Annotated in this window: 6 protein-coding genes; 1 reads left to right on the plus strand and 5 read right to left on the minus strand. The window is 33.6% G+C overall.

The window, feature by feature from the left end:
• Window positions 1-345: 345 nt before the first annotated feature.
• Window positions 346-1,188, plus strand: a complete 843-nt coding sequence (locus WBN21_RS16160) for an aminotransferase class IV (protein WP_424202099.1) — start codon at window positions 346-348, stop codon at window positions 1,186-1,188.
• Here WBN21_RS16160 and WBN21_RS16165 read toward each other — a convergent pair.
• The 5 genes from WBN21_RS16165 to WBN21_RS16185 form a co-directional block, all read right to left on the minus strand.
• Entirely contained in the window at window positions 1,185-1,745 is a 561-nt protein-coding gene (locus WBN21_RS16165) for a YqgE/AlgH family protein (RefSeq protein ID WP_424202101.1), read from the minus strand. The genes WBN21_RS16160 and WBN21_RS16165 overlap by 4 nt on opposite strands.
• Before the next feature lie 281 nt (window positions 1,746-2,026).
• Window positions 2,027-2,299, minus strand: a complete 273-nt coding sequence (locus WBN21_RS16170; protein ID WP_424202103.1) for an HU family DNA-binding protein — start codon at window positions 2,297-2,299, stop codon at window positions 2,027-2,029.
• A 188-nt stretch (window positions 2,300-2,487) separates the two neighbouring features.
• Window positions 2,488-3,435: a methionyl-tRNA formyltransferase gene (fmt, locus tag WBN21_RS16175; protein ID WP_424202105.1), complete on the minus strand. Its 948-nt coding sequence runs from the start codon at window positions 3,433-3,435 to the stop codon at window positions 2,488-2,490.
• A 360-nt stretch (window positions 3,436-3,795) separates the two neighbouring features.
• Window positions 3,796-5,703 (minus strand): RecQ family ATP-dependent DNA helicase, encoded by a 1,908-nt coding sequence (locus tag WBN21_RS16180; RefSeq protein WP_424202107.1) that lies wholly within the window; start codon window positions 5,701-5,703, stop codon window positions 3,796-3,798.
• 1 nt (window position 5,704) lies between these two features.
• A complete protein-coding gene (locus tag WBN21_RS16185; protein ID WP_424202109.1) occupies window positions 5,705-6,244 on the minus strand; it encodes an AAA family ATPase in 540 nt (179 codons plus the stop codon).
• Between the last annotated feature and the right edge of the window lie 366 nt (window positions 6,245-6,610).

The raw sequence follows: 6,610 nt of genomic DNA on the forward strand, positions 1-6,610 counted from the left end.
GCCTCGAGGTTTTTTTTGGATTTTATATTTTTTGAATCTGTAATTCCGTTTTTTTCCATTGTGGTAAAAAAAAATCATCGATTATCTGTGAAATCTGTGGGATAATAAACAATAGTGAATTGTAAAATTTCACTCAGATTTCGCAGTTTTACGCAGATTAAAATCAATATTTTTTTTATTGGACACCATAAAATATTCTTCATGATACAGCTATTTATAGATTTATGATGTTTTACAGACAATCAATTTTGATTTTTGGAATTTTGACGCTTCGTGGGTTTGCCCCGAGGTATTTTAATTATATTTGTTCCGCTTAAAAAGAAATAATAAAAGCTTGCATTTTTTATGATAAATTTTAACGGATCACTTTTAGAAAACAACACGATTATTTCAACTCAAAATAGAGGCTATGCTTACGGTGATGCCCTTTTTGAAACGATAAAAGTGGTAAGTGGAAAAATACTATTTTGGGAAGATCATTATTTCAGATTAATGGCTTCCATGAGAATTATGCGCATGGAAATACCCATGAGTTTTACGATGGAATTTTTGGAAGAAGAGATTCAAAAAACTTTAACTGTTAATTCACTTTCAAAAGTAACGGCACGTGTTAAATTACAAGTGCACAGAAATGAAGGCGGTTTATATAACCCAACGACTAATGAGATTAGTTATATAATTTCTACAAATGCACTTTCAGACCCTTTTTATTTATTAAATGATGCCTTCTACGAGGTAGATTTATTTAAAGATTATTATGTGTCACCAAGTTTATTATCAACCTTAAAAACGAATAATAAAGCCCTAAACGTTGTTGGAAGTATTTATGCCAAGGAAAACCATTTAAATAATTGTTTATTACTTAATACAAACAAACAAGTTGTTGAAGCGCTTAACGGTAATGTGTTTTTGGTAAAAGGTAATACAATAAAAACGCCGCCATTGGCTGATGGTTGTTTAAAAGGTGTTATGAGAACACAACTTATTAGTATTATTGAAGCGTTGCCAGAATATGAGTTGGTGGAGGAGACTATTTCTCCATTTGAAATTCAGAAAGCAGACGAAATGTTTATCACCAATGTCATTACAGGTATACAACCAGTAAGTAAGTACAGAAAAAAGGAATACGGGAATGAAGTTGCTAAGTTATTACTACAAAAGTTAAACGTAAAAATAAGATTAGCTTAATTGTAGCTTGGATTTTCAGGAGCGTTAGACCAAATACTGTATTCACCACCAAATTCTAACATTTTTTCTTTCCAAAAAGTTTCATAGTCTTTTTCTATAATTTCCTTTTTGTAGGTGTTTTTTGCAACTACCCATGAGTTGGCTTTAAGCTCATTTTCCAATTGACTAGTTTCCCAACCAGAATAACCCAAGAAAAACTTAATATCATTTTCCTTAATGGTATGGTCTTTTATAAGTTCAGCAACTTTCGAGAAATCGCCACCCCAATATATACCTAAAGATATTTCAATGCTATTAGGAATTAGCTGCGGTATTTTATGAATAAAGTATAGGTTGTCTTGTTCTACTGGCCCACCGTTATACACTTTAAAGGTAGCTTCAACTTCAGGTATTAAATCATTAATGTTATACTCGAGAGGTTTATTAAGAATAAAACCTATGGAACCTTCCTCTGAATGGTCTGCAAGCAAAACAATTGAGCGATTAAAAGAAACATCGCCAATTATTGCCGGTTCCGCAATTAATAAATCTCCTTTTTTGGGTTTTGTTGTAACCATATTTTGGGCAATTAATAACTAAATCTAAGATATATTTATTTAAAATGCAACTCTTAGCCTAATAATGGTTTAAAATGGACTTTAAATAATTTAAAATTTGAACTTTTTAGAGGATATTTATAAAACCGAACCATAGCCCAAGTTTTAGTTTTGTTTTATAAGGAAATATGTTTTTAAAGAAAACGTTTTACACGACTTACTTTAAAAAATGGCATACATTGAAGGTAAAAAAAAAGCTTCCATAAAAATGGAAGCTTTTTAATATTAAAAGTGGTAAATAATTAGTTTACTGCACTTGATAAATCAGATCCAGCTTTAAACTTTACTACGTTTTTTGCTTTGATTTTGATTGTTGCACCTGTTTGAGGGTTTCTTCCTTCTCTTGCAGCTCTTTTAGAAACTGACCAAGATCCAAAACCAACTAAAGAAACTCTGTTACCTTTTTGTAAAGATCCTTCAATATCAACTAATAATGATTCTAAAGCTTTTTTAGCAGCTGCTTTTGTAATTCCAGCGTTTTCAGCCATTCCGTCGATTAAATCTGTTTTGTTCATAATATAAGTTTTAATTATTAATAAATCGGTTAAACATTTTTGTTAAATCCAATACAAATTTATACGGATTATACAACCATGCAAGTAACAGCAAGGGAAAAACGCAGTTTTGTTGATAACTTAAGGCATTTGTTAATAAACGTAGTGCGTTTCGTCGATATTTTCGTTAAATCAGTAGCAATAAGGGTTTAGAGCATTTTGGCGTTTTCATCAAAAGTATAACCATTTAAAAGTGATTTTACATCCATAGTTCGTTTGCCAGGAAGCTTAATTTCTTTAATAATTATGTAACCTTTTGATACTGCAACTTTTAATTCTTTTTTGGTAGAAACAATAGTGCCATTTTCTAGATAATGCTTTATAAGTTCTTTTTCAACTTTATAAAGTTTCACATCCAAGGCCTCATCATTGTTAATTAAAGTGCACCAAGCTGCTGGGTATGGCGATAACCCACGAATATGATTATAAATAGCATCCATAGAATGGTTCCAATTAATTTTACAGTTATCCTTATTTAACTTATACGCCGTTTTAATGTCCTTGGAGTCCTTTTGTACCATTGTTTTAACCGTTTCATTTTTAATCGAATCAACCGTCTTTAAAACCAATTCACTTCCAAGCGCCATTAATTTATCATGCAGCGACCCCGCGTTTTCATGCGTTTCAATGTCAATTTCCTCCTGAAAAATCATATCACCAGTATCAATTTTTTCATCAATAAAAAAGGTGGAAACACCCGTTTTAGTTTCACCATTAATAATCGCCCAATTAATAGGAGCCGCGCCACGGTAGTTTGGCAGTAACGATGCATGCAAATTAAACGTACCAAATTCAGGCATTTGCCAAACCACTTTTGGGAGCATCCTAAAGGCCACAACAATTTGTAAATTAGCCTTAAGCGCTTTTAACTCATCAATAAAACCTTCATTTTTTAAATTTGTAGGCTGCAGTATCGTTAAATTTTGCGATTTTGCATAGGCTTTAACAGCACTCTCATTAAGTTTTCGGCCGCGTCCTGCAGGTTTGTCTGGTGCTGTAATAACACCCACAATATTATAATTGTTTTCTACTAGTGTTTTTAAAGTAGCCACAGCAAAATCTGGTGTGCCCATAAAAACAATTCTTAAATTTTTCATCAATACTTTTTTATTTTAAATTTTTGGGCGCCTGCCTGCCGGCAGGCAGGTTACGTCTCCTAAGGTCGTCGTCGGGCTATCCGTTACAAGTCCTCGCACCTCCTTCGTCGGGCTGCGGGCTTTCCTCTTCAATCCCTGCCTGCCGGCAGGCAGGCCTAACGCAGTAATCTGCTATTGCCAGTATTATTTATATAAAATTTTAAGTGTCTGTTGTCATTTCGACTAAGCGAGAAAGGAACGACGAGAAATCTTATAATAATGAGATTCCTTTTCAAAAGCTACGTTTTATATCTTAAAACAAAATTTACTTTGTTTTCAATAGCATTCGGAATGACAAGCTAACTTAAAATATACTTCTAACTATAAATGACTTAATTTATAGGTGTTTGTTGGTGTAATATTTATAATTTGATGCTCTATTAGCAATTTTAAAACCATTTTTAAAGCTTCGGGTTCACATTGTAATTGAGCTACCATAACTCTTGATGATTGGTCGCCATTTTCTAACAATTCAATAATACGTTTTTTTAGGGTATTAATATCTTCAGGTTTCTTTTTCTCTTTTTTCGATTTAATACAAACCGAACAAATACCGCAATTTTTCGAATCTTTTTCTCCAAAATAGGCGAGTAGCTGTACACTTTTACAAACCGAATCATTTTCAACATAATCCAACATAGCCTTAACTTGCTGTTGTTTCAATTTGTTTTGTTGTTCTATGGTTTTTGCAATTCTATTGATGGTTTTATCATCTTCTCTAGGTTCAATAAAGGTTATTTGCGCATCGGTTTTAGCTAAGTTTAAGGTGATGATTTCGTCGCTTTCTAATGTTTGTAAAATGTGAGTTAATCTGCCTTCAGAAACCGATGCTTTTTCAGCAACTTTAGCCAGGTCTATTTTTGTTACATGATCAAAAACCCCGCCATATAATCGTAAAATAGATTTCACAACAATGCCCAATTCCTGATGCGTTTCTAAGTAATTAAATAACGCTTTGTTTGAAATTATAAATTGTACCGTAACTTTATTTTTAAATTGCTTTGATAGCGTTATAATACTATTTCTATCTAATACTAAAAGTGCATTATAGCAAGTAATGGGGCTAAAATTATAGGTTTTACAAAAGGTATTAAAATCAAAATCGTTGGTTACATATTCGCCTTCACCGTACGGAATTTGAAAATAACTACATAGTTTTCTATATACCTGCTTCACCAATTTAACACCTGGTAAAACACTTAAAAATTGGTTTTTAACTAAGGCTTTATCCCCATCGTTTTTTAGAATGACTGCAAACGCTTTGTCGCCGTTACGTCCTACTCGGCCAGCCTCCTGGAAGTAACTTTCTATGCTTTCAGGGAAACTCATGTGAATCACCGTTTTTACATCGGGTTTATCTATGCCCATTCCAAAGGCATTGGTAGCTACCATAACTTGTTTTTGGTTATTAAGCCAAGCTGTCATGTTTTGATCCTTTTCAATATTTGAAAGGCCGCCGTGGTAATGCGTTGCTGTAATTTTTTTGGTATTTAAAAACGCGCTTATATCAAGTGTTTGTTTTCTATTCCGCACGTAAATGATAGACGCTGCCGAATACTTTTTTAAAATGGTTTCAAGCCTGTAATATTTGTCGTTCTCATGAAAAACCATGTAGGCCAAATTTGCCCTGTAAAACGATTGCCGGAATATTTTTGGGTTTATAAAATCTAATTCGTCAACAATATCCTGAACCACTTCAGGTTTTGCTGAAGCCGTTAAGGCAACTACATTTACACTAGGTTGTAGTTGCCGTAATAAGGTGATGTTTTTATAAGCTGGCCTAAAATCGCTTCCCCATTGCGAAATACAATGTGCCTCGTCAACCGCAATTAAATTAACATGCATTTGCCTAATCCGGTCTTGCACCAATTCTTGTTGCAAACGCTCTGGCGATAGGTATAAAAATTTATAGTTACCATAAATGCAATTATCTAATAAGGTATCTAGATCCTTATAACTAATACCGCTTGTAATAGCCATAGCTTTTATGCCTTTGTTGTTTAAGGCGAGCACTTGGTCTTTCATAAGTGCTATTAAAGGCGAAACAACAACACAAATGCCTTTTTTAACCAAAGCTGGTATTTGGAAGCATAACGATTTTCCGCCACCTGTTGGAAGTAGCACAAAGGTATCTTCGCCAGCAATTACCGCATTAATAATGGCTTCTTGTTGTGGCCTAAAACTTGTAAAATTCCAGTAGCGTTCTAATATTTTAATGGGATGTTCCATATTACATATCGGACATTTTTAAAATGAAATCTGCACGTTCATTTACGGTTCCGAAAGGCACATCAATTAATTTGTAATTATGAGATTTGTAGGTGTTAACTAAGTGGTCGTGAATTTTTTCAGCCTGGTCGAAAGTTTCGTAGCGCTCATTATCGCTTGTGTAAATGGCTTCCCATGGTTTTAAAATAAAAACTAGGTTATAGGTTATGTTTTTACAGCAATCTAGAAAGTTTTCGGGAATGGCGTCTCCAATAAAATCCATATAGGCTAAAACATCAGGCACACCTCTATCGAAAAAAACGGTTTTATTTTCATAAATATCGGCTTCAAAAAACTGTTGTTGTCTCCCTTTTAAAAGTAGTTCGCTAAATAATAGGGGATTGGTTAAAAATAGTTGATCGATGCCTTCTTTTTTGGCGTCTAAAATAACTTGTCTAGAAATTTCTTCAAGACAAATATGACCTCTGTTTATAAGCTCGTTAACTAAGGTAGATTTTCCAGTTCCTGGACCTCCTGTAATGACTATTTTTTTAGTACTCAATGGCAATTTATTTGTTGTAAAAATCGGAATTTAAATGATGAAAAAAAAGCGGAAGCCGAACAATTGCAAATAGTCCATGGTTTTTAGGTTTGGTTTTTTGTTGGCAAGTGGTTGTGCTAGGGATTGCAGAAGAAAGCCCACAGCCCGACGCAGGAGGTGCGAGGACTTGTAACGGAAAGCCCGACCCTTTTGGGTAGCGCACAAATAATAAGATTTTAAATTTTTTTAAATATATTTTGGTGCCGTATATTTGCACAAAAAAATTAGACCTATGAGCACACCTCCAGATTCTGAAGAGTTTTACAAAAAATTAAAGGGTCAGTTGCAAGATACTGCGCTTTGGCCGACGGAATATTTATATAAATT

Source organism: Algibacter sp. (genome assembly GCF_049667265.1).
Classification (GTDB): domain Bacteria; phylum Bacteroidota; class Bacteroidia; order Flavobacteriales; family Flavobacteriaceae; genus Algibacter_B.